This window comes from Halomonas sp. SCS19, assembly GCF_040147015.1.
GTDB classification, from domain to species: Bacteria; Pseudomonadota; Gammaproteobacteria; order Pseudomonadales; family Halomonadaceae; genus Halomonas; species Halomonas litopenaei.
This window is the reverse complement of sequence record NZ_JAMSHN010000015.1, coordinates 1-234: the sequence shown is the minus strand read 5'-3', so window position 1 is coordinate 234 and position 234 is coordinate 1. Positions and strand designations below refer to the sequence as shown.

Here is a 234-nt window from a genome sequence, read left to right as displayed (position 1 = left end):
GCCCTGGCTCGGATTTCGCAGGGTGGCGTCGGTGACACTGGCACCGTCCGCGCCCTGGGTGTCGCTGGTACCGTCTGTATTGACCAGGACGTTGTAGGTGACCGCTGTGTCCTCGCCGGTCGTGGTGGCGTCATCCACGGCCACAGGTACATCGTCGTTGACGTCGATGGTCAGGCTGGTCGAAGCCGTATCGCCATCGCTATCGGTGACGACAATGGCGAACTGATCCGCCAG

1 protein-coding gene is annotated in these 234 nt (G+C 63.2%); it reads right to left on the bottom strand.

Translation table 11 applies throughout. The features are described 5' to 3' along the window. A partial coding sequence (locus NFH97_RS21180) for a hypothetical protein (RefSeq protein WP_349625595.1) occupies positions 1–234 on the bottom strand: 234 nt, incomplete at both ends.